15 protein-coding genes are annotated in these 16,937 nt (G+C 60.9%); 5 read left to right on the top strand and 10 right to left on the bottom strand.

What is annotated here, in order from left to right:
• Window positions 1–41 precede the first annotated feature (41 nt).
• Both AADA15_RS17365 and AADA15_RS17360 read left to right on the top strand, forming a co-directional pair.
• On the top strand, window positions 42–1,592 hold the full coding sequence (locus tag AADA15_RS17365; RefSeq protein WP_341642826.1) for a proton-conducting transporter transmembrane domain-containing protein: 1,551 nt from the start codon (window positions 42–44) through the stop codon (window positions 1,590–1,592).
• Between the two features lie 15 nt (window positions 1,593–1,607).
• Window positions 1,608–4,016, top strand: coding sequence for a YbcC family protein (locus AADA15_RS17360; protein ID WP_341642825.1), 2,409 nt, complete (start codon window positions 1,608–1,610; stop codon window positions 4,014–4,016).
• 16 nt (window positions 4,017–4,032) lie between these two features.
• Here the strand turns inward: AADA15_RS17360 and AADA15_RS17355 are convergent, their stop codons facing one another.
• From AADA15_RS17355 to AADA15_RS17335, 5 genes are all read right to left on the bottom strand, one after another.
• Window positions 4,033–4,158 (bottom strand): hypothetical protein, encoded by a 126-nt coding sequence (locus AADA15_RS17355; RefSeq protein WP_341642824.1) that lies wholly within the window; start codon window positions 4,156–4,158, stop codon window positions 4,033–4,035.
• 154 nt (window positions 4,159–4,312) lie between these two features.
• On the bottom strand, window positions 4,313–5,323 hold the full coding sequence (locus AADA15_RS17350; RefSeq protein WP_341642823.1) for an AraC family transcriptional regulator: 1,011 nt from the start codon (window positions 5,321–5,323) through the stop codon (window positions 4,313–4,315).
• A 476-nt stretch (window positions 5,324–5,799) separates the two neighbouring features.
• Complete coding sequence (locus AADA15_RS17345) at window positions 5,800–6,996, bottom strand: UbiH/UbiF family hydroxylase (RefSeq protein WP_341642822.1); 1,197 nt, start codon at window positions 6,994–6,996, stop codon at window positions 5,800–5,802.
• Window positions 6,997–7,070: 74 nt separating this feature from the next.
• Window positions 7,071–7,319 (bottom strand): hypothetical protein, encoded by a 249-nt coding sequence (locus AADA15_RS17340; protein WP_341642821.1) that lies wholly within the window; start codon window positions 7,317–7,319, stop codon window positions 7,071–7,073.
• A gap of 87 nt (window positions 7,320–7,406) precedes the next feature.
• On the bottom strand, window positions 7,407–8,051 hold the full coding sequence (locus AADA15_RS17335; RefSeq protein WP_341642820.1) for a pyrimidine 5'-nucleotidase: 645 nt from the start codon (window positions 8,049–8,051) through the stop codon (window positions 7,407–7,409).
• Window positions 8,052–8,206: 155 nt separating this feature from the next.
• Here AADA15_RS17335 and AADA15_RS17330 point away from each other — a divergent pair, with 155 nt between their 5' ends.
• Window positions 8,207–8,857 (top strand): GntR family transcriptional regulator, encoded by a 651-nt coding sequence (locus AADA15_RS17330; RefSeq protein WP_341642819.1) that lies wholly within the window; start codon window positions 8,207–8,209, stop codon window positions 8,855–8,857.
• A 10-nt stretch (window positions 8,858–8,867) separates the two neighbouring features.
• Here AADA15_RS17330 and AADA15_RS17325 read toward each other — a convergent pair whose 3' ends face one another.
• Window positions 8,868–10,865: a glycosyltransferase gene (locus AADA15_RS17325; protein WP_341642818.1), complete on the bottom strand. Its 1,998-nt coding sequence runs from the start codon at window positions 10,863–10,865 to the stop codon at window positions 8,868–8,870.
• Window positions 10,866–10,962: 97 nt separating this feature from the next.
• Window positions 10,963–12,126 carry a glutamine-hydrolyzing carbamoyl-phosphate synthase small subunit gene (gene carA / locus AADA15_RS17320; protein ID WP_341642817.1) on the bottom strand — a complete coding sequence of 388 codons (1,164 nt, stop codon included), beginning with the start codon at window positions 12,124–12,126 and terminating at the stop codon, window positions 10,963–10,965.
• Between the two features lie 183 nt (window positions 12,127–12,309).
• Here carA and AADA15_RS17315 point away from each other — a divergent pair, with 183 nt between their 5' ends.
• Window positions 12,310–12,783, top strand: coding sequence for a GatB/YqeY domain-containing protein (locus AADA15_RS17315; RefSeq protein WP_341642816.1), 474 nt, complete (start codon window positions 12,310–12,312; stop codon window positions 12,781–12,783).
• A 74-nt stretch (window positions 12,784–12,857) separates the two neighbouring features.
• On the opposite strand, the gene AADA15_RS17310 is transcribed toward AADA15_RS17315, so the two are convergent.
• The 3 genes from AADA15_RS17310 to AADA15_RS17300 all read right to left on the bottom strand — a co-directional run bounded on the left by AADA15_RS17310 (window position 12,858) and on the right by AADA15_RS17300 (window position 16,164).
• Window positions 12,858–13,613 (bottom strand): prephenate dehydrogenase/arogenate dehydrogenase family protein, encoded by a 756-nt coding sequence (locus tag AADA15_RS17310; RefSeq protein WP_341642815.1) that lies wholly within the window; start codon window positions 13,611–13,613, stop codon window positions 12,858–12,860.
• A gap of 184 nt (window positions 13,614–13,797) precedes the next feature.
• A complete protein-coding gene (locus tag AADA15_RS17305; RefSeq protein WP_341642814.1) occupies window positions 13,798–14,307 on the bottom strand; it encodes a DUF2244 domain-containing protein in 510 nt (169 codons plus the stop codon).
• Between the two features lie 153 nt (window positions 14,308–14,460).
• Window positions 14,461–16,164, bottom strand: coding sequence for a cytochrome c oxidase subunit I (locus tag AADA15_RS17300; protein WP_341642813.1), 1,704 nt, complete (start codon window positions 16,162–16,164; stop codon window positions 14,461–14,463).
• Window positions 16,165–16,408: 244 nt separating this feature from the next.
• Here AADA15_RS17300 and AADA15_RS17295 point away from each other — a divergent pair, with 244 nt between their 5' ends.
• Entirely contained in the window at window positions 16,409–16,825 is a 417-nt protein-coding gene (locus AADA15_RS17295) for an HIT family protein (protein WP_341642812.1), read from the top strand.
• Window positions 16,826–16,937: the final 112 nt, after the last annotated feature.

Raw genomic sequence — 16,937 nt, 5'->3', positions numbered from 1 at the left:
CCTGGATCGAGTGTGACCCCACAGCCCAAGGACGCCAAATGATGAGCCATCTGTTTCTCCCTCTCCTTTGCCCCGTGATCTTGTTGGTCATGACGGCTTATGCCCGCCGCACTCCGGGAGCGCGCCCCGGACGCCTGCCGCAGATCTCGGAATGGGCGACGCTTGCGGTCTTTGGGATCAGCCTGCTGTCCGCTGGGCTGGTGGCCTTGAACGGCGGTGGCACGTCTGAGTTGATCGGTGCCTGGGGCATCGGCCTTTCTGTGCGGCTTGATGCAGTCAGCCTGACAATGCTGGTGCTGGTCAGCTTCATCGGCTGGGTCGTGATGCGCTACTCTGCCACCTACATGGATGGCGAGGAGCGTCACGGGGCTTTCACCGGGCTGATGCTGGCGACCCTGACGGCGGTCCTGTTGCTGGTCATTTCGGGCAATGTTTTCCAGCTTCTTGCGGCGTGGATCGCGACCAATCTGCTGCTCAACCGGCTTTTGTTGTTCTACCCTGAGCGGATGACCGCGCAGCGGGCCGCCCGCAAGAGGGCCCTTGTTGCCCGTCTGAGTGAAGCGGTGCTTGCAATCGCCGTGACCTTGCTGCTGCTCAACTACGGTACATCGGATATTGCCACGATCCTTGCGGCTGCACAGCCGGATCTGGCGACCGCTGGTGCCGCTGTGCTGATTGCCCTTGCGGCGGTTCTGGCCTCGGCCCAGCTGCCGGCCCATGGTTGGCTCACCGAGGTGATGGAGGCACCGACCCCGGTCTCAGCCTTGCTTCATGCCGGTGTCATCAATGCCGGTGGCTTCCTGCTGATCCGCTTTGCCGATGTCATGCTGACGGCACCGGGGGTCATGGCCCTTCTGGTGATGCTGGGCGGGTTCACCGCACTCTTTGGCGGGCTGGTCATGCTGACCCAGCCTGCGGTCAAGACTTCGCTGGCCTGGTCGACCATTGCCCAGATGGGGTTCATGGTCATGCAGTGTGGCCTTGCACTGTTCCCGCTTGCGCTGCTGCACATCCTCGCCCATTCGCTTTACAAGGCGCATGCCTTCCTGAGTGCGGGCGAAGCGGTGCGCAACGTCGCGGCGATCCGACGCCCCGGGCCAGTGGCCGTGCCCAGCATGCGCAACGTGCTTCAGGCCTTTCTGATCGGTATCTCGATTTATGCGCTCGTCGGATTTGTCATCGGGTTTGAAGGCAAGTCCGTGCAGGCCATCGCATTGGGTGTGATCCTGATCTTCGGTGTGGCCTACATTCTGGCACAGGGCCTCGCGGATGCGGCTCCGGGGGTTCTGACGCGGCGCACGATGGTCTATGCTCTTGCGACCTCGACCAGCTACTTCCTGTTGCAGCTTCTGGCGCAGTTCGTCACCGCGGGGACCTTGCCCGCCACTCCGGCGCCCGGTCCGCTGGAATGGGCGCTGATGATCCTGGCCCTGCTGAGTTTCGGCGCCGTAGCGCTGGCACAGGCCACCTTCCCTCTGTGGGCGAGCCATCCCGCGGCCCTTGGTATCCGGGTGCATCTGTCCAACGGTTTTTACATCAACGCAATCTTTGACAAGCTGCTGGGCGGCTGGTCTTCCCGGAAACTCTCCTGATATCGGAGCCTCTTCATGCTGACCAAATTCGAAGTATTCCCCGCTGCCCTTCTTGAGCTTGTCCATGCCGCAAACGGAGCAGCCAAGGCGATCCCGCCGCTGTTTCCCCTGTCTGCAAGTGTCGCCGTCAACCCGTTTCTGGGGCAAACCGGAGAGCCTTTGGCCGTGACCGCGGCCCGCCTGGCGCGGGTGTCGGGCAAGCGCATCATGCCTGCGCGCAGCCATTGGGCAACAAAACTCGAGAGCGGCGAGATCCGTGAAGAGGATCTCATGGAGGCGCTCTCGAGCCTGGAGGGGACCTTTGACCGTCCCGGACTGAGCGACGTTCTAAGCAGCCTTGATGCCGAAAGCACCCTGCCAGACGTCCTGCCAACGGTTGCCGATCTGGCCGCTGAGGTGTCCGGCATCGACTGGCCGGGGCTGATCGAAAACCGGATCGGGGTCTGGGCGGCCAGCCATTTCGATCAGGGCCAGGCGCTGTGGCAGCCGGGCAGAGCGGGCGGCATCTTCAGCGCATGGCGTGAATTCGGCGCGCGCGATCTGACGCCTGAGATTCACGGGCTGAGCGGATTTGGCGCCTTTGTCGCCGCCACAAACCGGTCTCACTGGCGGGCCATTGGCCGGGCCTCGGAAAGGCTTGGCCTGTCGCCTGCGGCTGCGGGCACCGCCTTTCACCGCTGGCTGATGACCCTGGGGGGCTGGGGTCAATACGCCCGCTACCTTCTGTGGCAAGCAGAACTGGAGGGAGACAGCGACAATTCCGTCACCGAGCTGCTCGCCATTCGCATGGTTTTTGAAGAAGCGCTTTACGGGCTGTACAAGGACCAGATCGCGGACCGCTGGGCAAAGGTCGTTGCGGCGCATGAAGCGCCCGTGACCCCGACCCGTGATATCGTGATCGACGTGGTTCTGCAGGAGGCAGGGGAGCGGGCAGAGCAGCGGCGGCTGGCTGACGTGCTGGCCGCAGGCGATGGGCGGTCCCTGCAGGGGCGCCCCGATGTGCAGGCGGCCTTCTGTATCGATGTGCGCTCCGAAGTGTTCCGCCGCGCCCTTGAAGCGCAGGGCGCAGGGATCGAGACCATCGGGTTTGCAGGCTTCTTTGGTCTGGCGGCGGCGCACCAATGCGCAGGGTCCGACGTGGTCGAGGCGCGTGGGCCGGTTCTGCTGCAGCCGGGCGTCGTCTCGCAGGCCCATGAAGGCGAGCAGATCAACCTCAAACGGCGCGGTGTTGCGCGGGCAAAACGGGCCTGGGGGCGGTTCAAGCTGGCGGCTGTCTCCTCCTTTGCCTTTGTCGAGGCAACGGGACCCGTCTATGCGGGCAAGTTGGTGCGCGATGCGCTGGGCATAGGGCATGATCACAAGGCGGACCCGGCTCCTCAACTGGATCCCGGCATTGATCTTGCGCAGCGCGTCACAATGGCCAAAACGGTACTGAGTGCCATGTCCCTGACCAGCGGCTTCGCCCCGCTTGTCATGCTGGCTGGTCACGGTGCGGATGTCACCAACAACCCCCACGAAAGCGCTTTGCACTGCGGGGCTTGCGGCGGGTTTGCCGGGGACGTCAACGCGCGTCTTCTGGCCGGTTTGCTGAACAATTCCGAAGTGCGCTCGGGTCTGGCTTCCGAAGGTATCGAGATCCCGGCGGATACCGTTTTCCTGCCTGCAATGCATCACACGACAACGGACAAGGTAACTCTGTTTGAGGAGGATCTGCCGGATACCTCAAAGGCCGACGACATCGCTAGGCTGAAAGAGATGCTGGCGGCGGCCGGGCGTCTTGCACGTGGCGAGCGGGCCCGTCGGCTGCCCCGAGCGATGGGCGAGGCGGATGTGCTGCGCCGCGCGCAGGACTGGGCGGAGACGCGGCCGGAGTGGGGTCTTGGCGGTTGCCGCGCCTTCATCGCCGCGCCTCGTTCGCGCAGCACGGGCGCTTTGCTCGAGGGGCAGTCGTTCCTTCACAGCTATGACTGGCGCGCGGATGAGGGCTTCTCTGTGCTGGAACTGATCATGACCGCCCCGGTTCAGGTCGCCAGCTGGATCAGCCTTCAGTACTACGGTTCAACCGTGACGCCGGATCTGTTCGGCGGTGGCAACAAGCTGTTGCACAACGTCGTGGGCGGTATCGGTGTGCTGGAAGGGAACGGCGGCAATCTGCGCGGCGGTCTTCCCTGGCAGTCCGTGCATGATGGCGACGGTTTTCAGCATGACCCGCTGCGCCTGTCGGTGATCATCGAGGCCCCCCGGGAGGCGATGAGTGATATCCTGGCGCGTCATTCAAATGTGCGGGATCTGTTCGACAACCGCTGGCTGCACCTGATTGCCATGGATGATGATGGCAAGCTGGCCTGGCGGTATGACGGCGATTTGAAGTGGTCGCCAATCAGCCGGAACGACAGCGCCGGGCAGGCGATCGCCGCAGAGTAGCGCGGTGCCTGGATCATCAGGCCGTCAACGTCACAATCTGTGTGGCGTTGACGGTGTATGGCATTGTGATCGGCAACAGTACGAGGCCGGTTGCCATCGCGGCTGCAAGCGCCAGAACGACGAGGGATGTCATCTCTTTCATTCGTGTGATCCTTTGTTGAGGCGCCGAGCGCCACTGCGGTGATGTCGTTGCCGTGGTGTCTTTCAACGTCGAATTTACCGCGGCATCTGTGTCGGGTCTTGGCAGGCTCTGCCAGCTTTGTGGCTGTTTCTGCCACGAGGCCAAAGGCAAGCTGTCAGACGGTGTCAGGTTTCTGGCGATACTGGGCAGGGGCGAGGCCAGACCAGCGTTTGAAGGCCCTGCTGAAGGCGCTTTGCTCGGAAAATCCGGTGAGAAAGGCGATCTCGGCGATCGAGCGGTCGGAGGATGTCAAAAGCTCGTGAGCCAGTTCACTCTGGGCCTTTTGCAGAGCATCGCGATATGTGAGCCCGTCATCGGCCAGTCGGCGATAGAGTGTGCGCTCGCTCATGCCCATGGTGCGCGCGATGTCTGCCGCCTGCGGAAGCCCGTGCTGCAGGGCACGTGTCACATGCTGCATCAGTTCCGCCATCAGTGGAGGTTGACGGCTGAGGTTGGAGAGCTCTTCTTCAAGGTGCGCAACCAGGAAATTGCAGACAGCCTTGTCGCCCCGGCCGATGGGCGTTGCCAGCGCGTCGGAGCTGATCCAGAGGGAGTCGCTGGAAGAGCCAAAGCGCACATCACATCCAAAATGCCGGACGTAAGCGCGTTCATCGGTCGGGCATCCGTGCCGGAAAGAGACCTGCTGAAACACGTCATCCGTGGTACAGAGCGCACTGATGCTGCGCATCAGGCTGAACAATGCGCATTCGTTTCGAAACCGCAGGGCCGGATGCCGACCTGTCTGTTCCTCGATGCTCAGGTAGGCCAGGTCACCTGTTTCGTCAAAACGATAGACCACGGTATCGGTCATCAAGGAAAAATACCGCTGGATCACGGTCAGAGCGGTGCGCAGGTCCGGCGCGGTCTTGACTGCCAGACCTAGCACACCGAGATCGTCGAGCGTGATTGTAGCGGCATAGGCGCGCATCAGTCCAAGGTCGTCGCCGAAATGCGTTCGGATGCACTGGAGCGTATCATAGTAGGCGTCCTCTGGGATCTGCTCGTCATGGGGGTAGTTGAACCGTTTAAGCAGCACATCTGCGCACAGGAGTTGCCCGTCCTCGGAGAGGGAAAGACCAGCGGCCTTGGCCATCGCTTTTACGAAAGCGGCTGTTACCGTGGGCATTGTGATCTCCCCGATGCAGGGATCCGGAAGCATGCCTTGGCCGACGGATTGCCGGTGTTTGCCGCGGTTTCCAGGGGCGCGCGGGCGCCATCACCGCGCAAAGGGTTCAGATGGGGCAGGTTTCTTCTGCAAGAAGGCATCATTGGACATGCTTTCAGATCAATACTGTGTCTGCGATATTCACTAAACTGTGCGATTGGTGTACCGATCTGTACATGTTGTGTCAATGGGCTGTTTCCCGGCGTGCAGAAGCGACGTCGGCCAATCCTTGGAACAGGGGGATCCGATGGTTTGGGTCAGTTGGGATGGCGCACAGGGGAATGCGTGCAGCGCAATGAGGGCTGGTTTTCCGGCGGGGCGCGGGGGAAACAGGACGCCGCATGTGGGCGCCGGGCCTTCAGACAAGCGGGGCCGGGGCAGATGGAGCTGTAAACCGCACCGATCCTAAACCGGGGCTGTCAGCGGACCCGTCAGGGCTATTTCACGCCAAGGCCCATCTGCATCAACGTCTTGCGCACGGGCGCCATGGAATAGAGTGCATTGAGGCCGAATGCGCGCAAATCGCGCAACGGGCGGGGCGCCAGCATGGAGGTGCGGTTCAAAAGGTCGATGCCTTTGACGCGCAACAGGATGTCCCGGTGGCGTGCCCTGTGGTAGGCCTCCAGCATGGCCCTATCTCCAAGTCCCTCTGGGCGGGCTGATGCCAGGTCAAGCAGGCAGCGCAGATCGCTCAAGGACATGTTGAGGCCCTGGGCGCCGATGGGCGGTACCACATGAGCGGCCTCGGCCATCAGGGCGAGCCGTTCACCGCAAAGCCGCTCGGCCGATTGGCTGATGATCGGCCAGATGGTCCGCCTGGACGCCAGTTTGAGACCCCCGAACAGACCACAGCTGCGCCGTGTCATTTCCACCTCAAACGTGGCTGCGTCCATATTCAGAAGCTCGGTCGCCCTTGGCCCGCGCTCCATCCAGACCACGGCAGACGAGGGCTGGCCCTTGAAGTCGGGCAGGGGCACCAGTGTGAATGGTCCCCCGGAACGGTGGATTTCGGTCGAGACGTTTTCGTGGGGCACCGGGTGGGTGATGGCAAAGGCCAGCGCTTTTTGCCCATAGCGGGTCGTCTTGACCGGAATGCCAGCGGCTTCGCGCATGGGGGAGTTGCGCCCATCACACGCCAGGACAAGCCGCGCCCGTTCCTGCCGACCATTAGTGAGGGTGACGCGGGCCTCACCGAGGCGGGTAAAGAGATGCGTGGTGCCGACGCCGGGGCGGAAATCGACGTTGGGCATCCCGGCGAGGGCGGCCAGCAGTTCGCGCCGCAGCAGCCAGTTGGGCAGGTTCCATCCAAAGGGGCGATCAGAGATGTCTGCCGCGTTGAAGTCCTTGATCACGCGCGGCGTCGGCTGCTCACCGCCCGCATCGACGATCCGCATCACCTGCAGGGGTGCTGCGTGTTCCGACAGGCGTTCCCAAAGGCCGTGATGCTGAAGCAGATCTCGGGCAGGCTGCAAGAGTGCTGTTGTGCGCAGGTCTGATCCCTCGACATCCCGTTCGGTCACGGGGGGCGTGGGGTCGACGCAGATGACCTGGAACCCGGCTGAGCCAAAGGCGGCGGCTGCAGTGAGGCCGGCAATGCCGCCGCCGGAAATCAGGATGTCGCAGATCTGGGTCATGGCTGCCGCCTTTCGTCGTCGTCCTGCGCTGAGATATGCCTCCCGAACGCAGAATGACAAGCGGCATATGGTCTCTATCCGCGGGTGATCAGGATCAGCAGCGTGAACATCACAGGTACAAGGCACAAGGCAGGTATGTAGAGACCGGGAATTCCGAACATCAGGATCGAGCAGCCCCAAAGGCTCACGAAGGTCCCGAGTGCGTAGTAGATGTTGTCGGCCGCGCCATAGGCGACCTCTTTTGCCATACGGCCCAGCAAGGGGATGGAAAACAGGATGCGCTGCCACAGGGACAGACGCTCAGGCAGGGTATATGCAGTCATGTCGCGTTTCCTAGATCGGTTTCTACCGGGCATCTAGGTCAGCAAGTATGACACTTCGAGGTGCGATTTCGTCGCAGCCGGTACGTCTTACAGCAGCCGTGCGAGAAAGCTGCTCAGGTCATCGGTGTGATGGTGAATGTGGTCGCGGTCGTGCGGGTCGGGTGCAACGTGAATGGTGCGCATGCCCATGGCGTGGGGGGCCTCGAGGTTGCGTGGGTCATCCTCGAACATGGCGGCTGTTTCGGCAGCAATGCCCGCCTTGGCGAATACGGTGTCAAAGGCCTGCCGTTCGGGTTTGGGGCGATAGTTCGCATGTTCGACCCCGTAAACCCCATCAAACAAACCCGACAGGCCACGCGCCTCAAGCACCCGTTCGGCATAAGGCGCGCTGCCATTGGTGTAGACGATGCGCTTGCCAGGCAGGTCTTTGATGCGGGCGGCCAGCTCCGCGTCTGGTTCAAGAGGATCGAACGAGATGTCGTGGACGGCATCCAGGTAGGGATCGGGATCGATCTCATGTTCCTTCATCAAACCGGCCAGAGTGGTGCCGTGCTCGCGCCAGTAGTGCTTGCGCAGGCGATCCGCCTCGGCCCTGTCAACGCCCAGTTCGCGCATCACGTACTCCGCCATCTTGACCTCGATCTGGTCAAACAGCCGGGCCGAGGGCGGATACAGGGTATTGTCGAGGTCAAAGACCCAGTGGCGGACATGAGAAAAGAAGGGTTTTACCATAGGTTCCGAATAGGGGCTTGGCGCCGGTTTTGCAATCCGGCCTGGACGGCAAGGGGGTGCAAGAGACTGCGTGATTTAGGCGCAAACTGTTCTAAAGGCTTGATTGGTCGCCGGCGGTCTGTAGAAAAGACCGAATGTACCAAGTTGGAAAACCAATGAGCCAGAACCGAAGCAACCAGAAAGATGCCTACGCCCTTATACTTGAGGCCATCGATGTGGGTGTTTTCAAACCGGGGGACCGGCTTGTGGAAAGCGACCTGGCCGAACGGTTCGGTGTGTCGCGCACGCCCATCCGCGAGGCATTGCAGCGTCTGGAAACACAATCGCTTCTGGAGCGCGACGGGCGCTCGCTGATCGTGGCGTCGCTGGATCACAACCAGATGGCCGAGCTGTACGTGGTGCGGCGCGAACTGGAGGGACTGGCCGCGGCTCTTGCAGCGCAGCATGCCACCGACGAGGAAATCCGTGTTCTTCAGGAAATGGTGAAGGCTGACGATCAACTGGTGGACAATCCAACGGAACTGGCTCGAGCGAACCGGCGCTTTCATGAACAGATCCACCTTGCCTCTCACAACCGTTATCTTGTGCAGCAGCTTGATCTGGTGCACCGCACCATGGCGCTGATGGCAACGACCTCCCTCGCCGCCGAGGGGCGGGGCAAGATTGCCCAGTCCGAACACAAGGGGATTGTGGATGCCATCAGCAAACGCGATGCCGAAGGTGCCTCAGAGGCCCTTAGAGACCATATCTCTATCGCCTTCATGACACGGCTCAAACAGGATGCCGGTGATCGCAGCAAAGGGTGATCGCGGGCTGTCAGCGCGCGCTGCGGCATTCGTTTTTTGAGGCAGGATCAGGGGCGTGAATGCCATGGTTGGTCTTGTCCCAGAAGAAAGGCCGAAACACGAGCTCATATAGGGCTTTGTAGGCGGCGGCGGCGCCCAGAAGGTAGTAGAACAAAAGGCAGGGTGCCCAAAGCGCCAGGCGTCGTCGCTTACTGGCAAAGGCCGCGCAAATGGCAGTTGCCTGACTGAGGAGTTCAAAGAACACAAGCACGGCCACCGCCAACGAAAGCCACAGGCCGGGAACGTGGCCTTCAGCCGGGTGTGGAAGGCCGAATGCCACAAGCCAGAAGCTCCAGAGGATCGGGGCCAGCAGGAACTGACCGACAGAGCAGAGAAAGAATACCTGAAGTCCGAGAAATTGCCGCCAGCCCAGATCCCGCAGCAACTGACGGGGTGCGCGCATATGGGTCGCGTAGGTCATCATGAACCCCTTGAGCCAGCGCGAGCGTTGCTTGATCCAGGGCCAGACATGGGCATTTGCTTCTTCATAGGTGGTGGACGCCAGCATTTCTGTGCGATATCCGGCCCGGCACAGGCGCACCCCCAAGTCGGCATCCTCGGTCACATTGTGGGCATCCCACGCACCGACTTCCTCCAGAACCTGCCGACGCACGAACATGGTCGTTCCCCCTAAGGGGACCACGAGCCCCAGTTTGGCGATGCCTGGCAGGATGATGCGAAACCAGCTTGCGTATTCCAGGGTAAAACAGCGTGAGATCCAGGTGGTTCGGGGATTGTAGTAATCTAGGATCCCTTGGACGCAGGCGACCTCGGGAGAGGCCTTGGCAAAGGCTGCTGCAACCTCATGCAACTGGTCGGCCATGGGTGAATCTTCGGCATCCCAGACCCCGATGATGTCACCTCGACAAAAGTTCAAAGCATAGTTCAGCGCACGAGGCTTTGTCTTGAGGTCTCCGTATTCGGGCACTTTGACCACTTTGATCCAGGTCGGCAGCACCGCTGCGCGCACCGCGTTCAACGTCATGCGATCACCGTCCTCAAGCACCAGGAAAATCTCTAGCAAGTGGTGCGTATATTCTACTTTGGCGAGGCGCTTCAACAAGTCCTTGCTGATCTCGGCTTCCTGGAACAGGGGAACCAGAATGGATATCCTTGGCAGTCTCCGGGTATCATGCGTGGTGCGGCTCCGTGTTTCCGAACGGTGCTGCGCACTCACAAACCCTGCTATTCCGGCCAGTCGGAACCCTGTGAACAACACCAGTAGCAGCAAGGTCATTCCGCAGGCTGCGATGAACATGGCCATGGGAAACAGCAAGCTCAGGCTCAGGACCAGACTGGCCCAAAGCGCATAGTGGGCGCGCAGATTACGATCGGCCAGAAATCGGCTGCTGTGCACCTGCGGCAAAGAGATGCTGGCACGCCGTGCCATCTGGTTTCCTAGGTTCGCCGTCAGATGCTTCAGGATCTGGTCCTCAGGGGCCGAAATCGGAATGACCTTTCCGAATTGTTTTCCCAAAGCGTCCTGCACGACTTGAACCTGTGAAAGGTCGGCCATAGCCACAACCACCGCATTGCCAAGGCGAAGCCAGGGCACGGTGGCATGGCGCAGCCAGAAGGCAGGCGGCATGCGGTTCAACAGGCTCTTGTCGGGAGGCGCGCGGTCAAGGTCAATATGACGAAACCGGGCAGGGGATCGCTTGGGGTGTCGGGCTGCCGATGTTGCCGCGACAGTCACTGGGCGGGTCTGGCTGCCAATCGGCTCTTGCTCGGAGACGGGTTTGCCGTGCTGGCTGAGTATCAGCCGATGCAGCGTTTCAGGTGTACCTGAGATCGTCTGCTGCCGCTGATTGGACGCGTCACTGTAAGGGCTATGGATATCGTTGCGACCGAGGGGGGGCTCGTCGCTTCGGCTTCTGCGGGGCGCCCCTTGCAGCGATGCATGGGGCGCGACCAGCGGTCTGAAAGGCGTCTTGCCGGGGCGGCGCAAACCCCGCCGTGATTTTACCATTTAAACACAATCCCAGGTAGATCCTGAGATTACGCTTTCCCGGCTTGGTTAAAAATTGATTAATGTTCGGATCCAGCGGGATCCGAACCGCGCCTTTTTATGAGCCTTTGCGTTCCGCCATGGCGTCCGCAAACCTTTCAAAAAGGTAGAAGCTGTCTTGCGGCCCTGGGCTGGCCTCCGGGTGGTGCTGTACCGAGTAGACCGGGCGGCCCGTCACGGCGATTCCGCAGTTGGAGCCGTCAAAAAGCGAGACGTGAGTCTCCTCCACCCCTTCTGGCAGGGTTTGCGCGTCCACGGCAAAACCGTGGTTCATCGAAGTGATCTCCACCTTGCCGGTGGAGTGCTCTTTCACCGGATGGTTGGCACCATGGTGGCCGTGGTTCATCTTCACGGTCTTTCCGCCAAGCGCCAGCGCCAGCATCTGGTGGCCAAGGCAGATCCCGAACACAGGCAGATCGGTGGTGTCGAGGATGGTTTTGATCATAGGGACAGCGTATTCGCCGGTGGCCGCCGGATCACCGGGGCCGTTGGACAGGAACACGCCATCGGGATTGTGGGCCAGCACGTCTTCGGCGGTGGCGGTTGCGGGCAGCACGGTCACATCGCAACCGGCACTGGCCAGACAGCGAAGGATGTTGCGCTTGGCACCATAGTCGACGGCGACCACCTTGTGCTTGGGCGCTTCCTGACGGCTGTAGCCATCAGGCCAGGCCCACCGCATTTCATCCCAACGATAGCTTTGTGCGCAGGTGACATCCTTGGCCAGATCCAGCCCCTCAAGGCCGGACCATTCCCGCGCCGCTGCCACCAGGGCCTCGACGTCGAAATTGCCGTCGGGGTCATGAGCAAGCGCTGCATGAGGCGCGCCCTGCTGCCGGATCGCACGGGTCAGGCGACGGGTGTCGATGCCGCCGATGGCGATGCGGCCGGTGCGTGTCAGCCAGGCTTTCAGCTCTTCCGTCGCGCGCCAGTTCGAGGCCAGCGTCGGATCCCACTTCACCACCATGCCTGCCGCAACCGGATCACCGGTTTCGTCATCCTCCGGGGTGACCCCGGTATTGCCGATGTGCGGGAAGGTGAAGGTCACGATCTGCCCCGCATAGGATGGGTCTGTCATGATCTCCTGGTAGCCCGTCATGGCGGTGTTGAAGCACAGCTCGGCGACGCATCGTCCGGTCGCGCCGAACCCCATTCCGTAAAAAACGGTTCCATCGGCAAGCGCAAGGCATGCGGTTGGCTTGGACGCTGCGGTATCGGCCATGACACGACTCTCCATGAGGTGAAATTCAAGGGCTTGTAGGGGCAGGGGGCAAGCGGGTCAAGGGCGCCTGTTGGCCTTGCGAAAAAGGGCGTATCGTATGGGGTGCGGTATCCTGTGCTTGAAAACCGCTTTCCAGTTGGTTAAGGATCCGAATTCCGATGCCATGGGGATGGATAAACACATATGGATACGCGTACGCGGGTAAATCAGGCCTTGAAACAGGCAATGAAGGACAAGGCGGCTGACCGTCTGGCGACACTTCGGCTGATCAACGCCGCCATCAAGGACAAGGAAATTGCCGCACGCGGTGATGGCGAGGAGGGCAGCATCGGGGACGCAGAAATCCTTGGGATCCTTGGCAAGATGACCAAGCAGCGCAATGAAAGCGCTCGCGCCTATGAAGAAGGCGGACGCCTGGACCTGGCCGAACGCGAGTTGGCGGAGATCTCGATCATTGAGGAGTTCCTGCCCAAGCAGCTCTCTGAGGATGAAATCCGCAGCGCCGTGAAATCTGCAGTCAGCGAGACCGGCGCCGACTCGATTCGCGACATGGGCAAGGTCATGGGCGTGCTGAAATCCAAATACACCGGCCAGATGGACTTTGGTCGTGTTGGCCCGATGGTCAAGGACGAGCTGTGCACCTCTGGTGGCTGCTGAGCGATGGAGAGCGGGCGCCTCTGCGCCCCTGATCCCCGAGATATGAGATGGGCCCGCCACTGCGCGGGCCTTTGCTATTCTGGCTGCTGTCCGGGTGCCCCGGCGATTGCGCGGGCCTTGCGCAGGAAGTCTTCGCGGACCTCGGCGGCGAAAGGGTTCGCCTGAGCTATTGCGGCAAAGACGCCGGGAGGATCATTCTGAACCATGCGGGCCGCCTCCATCATGCGCTCGAAACTGGTGGTGGTCATGCGGGCAGGCAGGGGGCTCATGTCTGCCAAGACGCGCGCGATGAGATGCGTGAGACCCTGAACGGTGGCTAGCTCTCTGTCGTGCTGTTCGGCCGTGGTGAGGATGATCTGCAATCCCAGCGCCTTGCGCAGGAAGGCTGCAAGAGGCAGGTGAGACCGCCCTCGGACATTGCACAAGGCGATTTTGTGTCCGGCGATGCCACCGCCCGCACTTTGAGGGCCAAACAAGGGATGGGTTCCCACCAGATCCACGTGCGGCGGCAGGCGGTCCGACATGATGCGGCATGGCTCGAGTTTCACCGAACCCACATCGTGAACGATGGAGCCTGGCTTCAGATGTGCGCGGATTGCCGTGCACAGGGCGGGCATGGAGTGCACGGGAACAGCGAGGATCACCAGCGGGCAGGTTGCTGTATCCTCCAGGCTGCCCCATTGCAGGTTTGGCGGGAGTGGGTGACGATCATGCTGCGCCGGATCGTGGACTATCATCGGCACGTGCAGGGCAAGGTGCCTGGCGATCAATTGGCCAAAGGCGCCAAAGCCAAAAAGGCCAATCGACTGAATATGAGGAAAATATGTCATGGGGGCTCCGGTCTGCGCGATGCCGGAGGGGGTGCTTGTGATGTCTCTAACCGCCGGATCGCGGCGGTTGAACTTCAAGTACAGGAAATGCGACCGCCGTTATGAAACGCGGCGGTAATATACGGTGCTGAAAAGGGGCGTCGTATTGCACATGGCCATTGCCTAGCCGGGCCTTGCGGCAAAGTCAAAACTGTTTTTGCGTTTGTCGGCGCAGGGCCGTCTGAAGATCGTCGAATAGCGCCTTTCGCTCGTCCTCGGACAGAAAAGCTCCGATTTCCACCTCTCGCCCCCCCCCTCGGAGGGTGACGTAGTTTGGCACCGGCCCTTCGTGGGGGTGCAGTTGAACTGTGGTCCAGTAACGGTTGCATTCCCAGCTTTGATGGCCGCCTCGGGGGTCGGTACGCTCAAGCCTTGCCTCCTCGGGGCCGATGGTCAGCACTTCGAGGATTTGGCGGTCACGACGGCTGCGGTCCAGGGCCCACTTCATGCCAAAGAGCGCGATCAGCAGAAATGGCAGAATACCCCAGAGCACGAAGGAGCCGAGCAGCGGAAACAGGGGCACCGTGATCAAAACGGCAGTGACCGCCAGGAAGCGGACGTATCCTTCGGGAGGCAGAGACTGATGCGGCCAAAGATGCAGTTCTTGAACTGTTTCGGCGTCGTGCGTGTCGTCTGATGACCAGGTGTAGGGCATTGGGCAGCAGCATGGTTTCCTGTTGGTGACAGTTGAACTATGTGCCGGTGGCCTGGCTTTTCAAGGCGCGCTTTGTCGCAAAGCTGGGACGGCAAAAGAACAGGGCCCCGGAGCATCTGCTCCGGGGCCCTGTCTGCCTAGAAAAGGTCCACATTAGTGAGAGTGGGATTTGTCCCAGTCTTCCTGCTTGGGCAGGATTTCAAAGGTGTGTTCCGGAGGCGGAGAGGGCAGGGTCCACTCCAGAGTGTCCGCGTATTCGTTCCAGTAGTTGTTCTGGGTGATACGAGCGCCGCGCAGCAGCGAGTAGATCATCACGCCAAAGAAGAACACGAAGGATGCAAAGGACAGGAACGCGCCATAGGACGAGATCTTGTTCCAGTAGGCGAAACCTTCCGGGTAGTCGATATAGCGGCGCGGCATGCCCTGACGACCCAGGAAGTGCTGGGGGAAGAAGGTCAGGTTTGCACCGATGAAGAACATCCAGAAGTGAATCTTGGCGCCCAGTTCCGAGTACTGCTTGCCGGTCATCTTGCCGAAGTAGAAGTAGACGCCTGCAAAGATCGCAAAGACGGCGCCCAGCGACATCACATAGTGGAAGTGTGCAACCACATAGTAGGTGTCGTGATAGGCACGGTCCACGGCGGCCTGGGACAGAACCACACCGGTCACACCGCCAACGGTGAACAGGAACAGGAAGCCGAAGGCAAACAGCATCGGCGCCTTGAACTCGATGGAGCCGCCCCACATGGTCGCGATCCAAGAGAAGACCTTAACGCCGGTCGGAACCGCGATCACCATGGTGGCCAGCATGAAGTAGGCCTGCTGGTTCAGCGACATGCCAACAGTATACATGTGGTGCGCCCAGACGACGAAGCCCAGAACACCGATCGCGATGATTGCCCAGACCATCGGCAGATAGCCGAAGACCGGCTTGCGCGAGAAGGTGGCGATCACGTGAGAGATGATGCCAAAGCCGGGCAGGATCACGATGTACACTTCGGGGTGACCGAAGAACCACAGGATGTGCTGGTACAGGATCGGGTCACCACCGCCTGCGGGGTCAAAGAAGGTGAAACCGAAGTTGCGGTCCATCAGCAGCATGGTGATGGCGCCTGCCAGGACCGGCAGGGACAGCAAGATCAGCCAAGAGGTGACGAAGATCGACCAGGAGAACAGCGGCACCTTGAACAGGGTCATGCCGGGGGCACGCATGTTCAGGAAAGTGGTGATCATGTTGATCGCGCCCAGGATGGACGAAGCACCCGAGACGTGAACCGCGAAGATCGCCAGATCCATCGAGAAGCCGCCCTCATTGGTCGACAGCGGCGGGTAGAGAACCCAGCCTACGCCCGACCCCATCTGGTCGTTGCCGCCCGGTGCCAGCACCGAGGCAACCGCCAGCGAGGTACCGGCCACATAGAGCCAGAAGCTGAGGTTGTTCATCCGCGGGAACGCCATGTCCGGCGCGCCGATCTGCAGCGGCATGAAGTAGTTGCCGAAACCGCCGAACAGGGCTGGAATCACCACGAAGAACATCATCAGGATGCCGTGGGCGGTGATCATCACGTTCCAGAGGTGACCGTTCGGGGTGCATTCACCCGGAACCGAAGCCGCCATCGAGCTCAGGAACCCGCTGATAAAGCCTTTGTCCAGGTGCTCCATGCACATGTACTGAACGCCGGGGTCCATCAGCTCCATCCGCATGAATACGGTGAACGCGACGGAAATGAAACCTGCAAGCGCCGAAACGATCAGGTAGAGAATGCCGATATCCTTATGGTTCGTGCTCATGAACCAGCGGGTAAAGAAACCGCGCTCGTCTTCATGGCCGTGACCATGAATGGCTGCGTCTGCCATTTAAGGTGCCTCCTGTTGCATAACGAAAGGCCACAGGAAATCTGTCCGGGCGGCCTTAGACTCAAAGGTGGTTTTAGATCGCCCTGCCAAGGCCTTCAATGGCGGAGTTTGATCTGGATCAAGAATAATTGTCGCGGGGGGCTGGCAATTCCGGATTCAGATCCCAGCGAGGTTCCGAGATGCTTGACCCGTTCTGCCGCAGGGCGCACAACCACTCCGCAACCCAAAACGGAGACGCATGAAAATGACAGCCTATGATCCGGATAACATCTTTGCGAAACTTCTGCGCGGAGAAATCCCATCAACGCGGGTCTATGAGGATGATGACACGCTTGCGTTCATGGATATCATGCCACGGGCGGACGGCCATTTGCTTGTGATTCCGAAAACGCCCTGCCGTAATGTACTGGACGCCAGTCCCGAGCAGCTTTCGGCTGTCATGGCGACGGTGCAGCGGCTGAGCCACGCGGTTCTGAAAGCCTTTGACGCAGATGGCGTCACGATCCAGCAGTTCAACGAAGCAGCAGGCGGCCAGGAAGTGTTTCACCTGCATTTCCATGTCTTGCCCCGCAAAGAAGGCGACAGACTGCGTCCTCCCGGCCAGATGGGCGACATGGACGAAATCGCGCGGCAAGCCGAGAAGATCCGATCTGCGATCTAGGGTCGGGCCCCACGGATTTCCGCCTGTCGGCGCGCTTCACGGCCGCGAAAACGGAGGGGACGATGAGGCCTGACAGGTTCACGAGCCTTGCCCCCAAGGCCCGTTTCCGCTA

Origin of the sequence: Phycobacter sedimenti, from assembly GCF_038148855.1 — a bacterium.
In the GTDB taxonomy this organism is placed as follows: domain Bacteria; phylum Pseudomonadota; class Alphaproteobacteria; order Rhodobacterales; family Rhodobacteraceae; genus Phycobacter; species Phycobacter sedimenti.
The sequence above is the reverse complement of the archived record's forward strand: the minus strand, read 5'-3'. Positions and strand labels throughout refer to the sequence as shown.

Coding starts and splice junctions, on each gene's coding strand:
- AADA15_RS17365 (WP_341642826.1), top strand. CDS start 42: ATGAGCCATCTGTTTCTCCCTCTCCTTTGCCCCGTGATCTTGTTGGTC.
- AADA15_RS17360 (WP_341642825.1), top strand. CDS start 1,608: ATGCTGACCAAATTCGAAGTATTCCCCGCTGCCCTTCTTGAGCTTGTC.
- AADA15_RS17355 (WP_341642824.1), bottom strand. CDS start 4,158: ATGAAAGAGATGACATCCCTCGTCGTTCTGGCGCTTGCAGCCGCGATG.
- AADA15_RS17350 (WP_341642823.1), bottom strand. CDS start 5,323: ATGCCCACGGTAACAGCCGCTTTCGTAAAAGCGATGGCCAAGGCCGCT.
- AADA15_RS17345 (WP_341642822.1), bottom strand. CDS start 6,996: ATGACCCAGATCTGCGACATCCTGATTTCCGGCGGCGGCATTGCCGGC.
- AADA15_RS17340 (WP_341642821.1), bottom strand. CDS start 7,319: ATGACTGCATATACCCTGCCTGAGCGTCTGTCCCTGTGGCAGCGCATC.
- AADA15_RS17335 (WP_341642820.1), bottom strand. CDS start 8,051: ATGGTAAAACCCTTCTTTTCTCATGTCCGCCACTGGGTCTTTGACCTC.
- AADA15_RS17330 (WP_341642819.1), top strand. CDS start 8,207: ATGAGCCAGAACCGAAGCAACCAGAAAGATGCCTACGCCCTTATACTT.
- AADA15_RS17325 (WP_341642818.1), bottom strand. CDS start 10,865: ATGGTAAAATCACGGCGGGGTTTGCGCCGCCCCGGCAAGACGCCTTTC.
- carA (WP_341642817.1), bottom strand. CDS start 12,126: ATGGCCGATACCGCAGCGTCCAAGCCAACCGCATGCCTTGCGCTTGCC.
- AADA15_RS17315 (WP_341642816.1), top strand. CDS start 12,310: ATGGATACGCGTACGCGGGTAAATCAGGCCTTGAAACAGGCAATGAAG.
- AADA15_RS17310 (WP_341642815.1), bottom strand. CDS start 13,613: ATGACATATTTTCCTCATATTCAGTCGATTGGCCTTTTTGGCTTTGGC.
- AADA15_RS17305 (WP_341642814.1), bottom strand. CDS start 14,307: ATGCCCTACACCTGGTCATCAGACGACACGCACGACGCCGAAACAGTT.
- AADA15_RS17300 (WP_341642813.1), bottom strand. CDS start 16,164: ATGGCAGACGCAGCCATTCATGGTCACGGCCATGAAGACGAGCGCGGT.
- AADA15_RS17295 (WP_341642812.1), top strand. CDS start 16,409: ATGACAGCCTATGATCCGGATAACATCTTTGCGAAACTTCTGCGCGGA.